This is a genomic window from Neisseria sp. HMSC064E01, from assembly GCF_001808875.1.
Classification (GTDB): Bacteria; Pseudomonadota; Gammaproteobacteria; order Burkholderiales; family Neisseriaceae; genus Neisseria; species Neisseria sicca_A.
Map to the genome: position 1 here is coordinate 1 of NZ_KV794928.1, position 701 is coordinate 701.

The following is a 701-nucleotide window of genomic DNA, read 5'->3' on the forward strand; positions in this document are numbered from 1 at the left end:
AGTTTCCTGACGATTAGCGAACGCGGCAGCCCGATCGCGCTGCACGACAACCATATCCGACTGCCCGAACGCTATCCCACCCAAGCGCATATTCAGCTGCTGACGCCTCTGCGTATCCGGCAAAAAGGCAGGATTTTGCGCGAAACCGAACTGACGCAGGCGGTTTTCCTGCGCCAGCTCCTGCGCCGCTATCTGACGCTTGCCCATCTGCACTGGGGCAATCATGCAAACGCTGCCGAGCTGTCCGCCCAAATCGGCGGACAAGGTGTCCCGCCCCGGCTTTCATGGCACGAACACCGCCGGTTTTCCAACCGTCAAAAGCAGATTACGCCCCTTAGCGGCGCAATCGGTACATGGCAGCTGACCGACCTTCCGCCCGCCTTCTCGCAAATGCTGTATATCGGGCAATGGTTGCACTTGGGCAAAGAAACGGTATTCGGCAACGGGCAATACCGCATTATCCAAGCAGCTTGACAATACGCCCGACGCAAAAACAGCCTTGATGGAACGAACCATCAAGGCTGTTTGATTTTTATCCCCGATGAGTGGGGCAGGTTTTCCGACATTTTCAGACGACCTTGGCTTGAGGTCGTCTGAAAAGCTTGAAAGACAGATAAGTGGGGCAAGTCTTCAGACAAATTCTGAACGCAGGGCAGTATTGGTTGGATGGGTCTTAATCCCCGATGAGTGGGGCAAGTCTT

General features: G+C 55.2%; 2 protein-coding genes. One reads left to right on the forward strand and one right to left on the reverse strand.

Going from position 1 to position 701, the window contains the following annotated elements:
- On the forward strand, positions 1 to 474 hold a 474-nt coding region (cas6, locus tag HMPREF2572_RS05370), incomplete at its 5' end, for a CRISPR system precrRNA processing endoribonuclease RAMP protein Cas6 (protein WP_148132292.1).
- Positions 475 to 515: 41 nt separating this feature from the next.
- Here the strand turns inward: cas6 and HMPREF2572_RS14795 are convergent.
- The coding region (locus tag HMPREF2572_RS14795) for a hypothetical protein (protein ID WP_210385292.1) at positions 516 to 701 on the reverse strand (186 nt) is incomplete at its 5' end.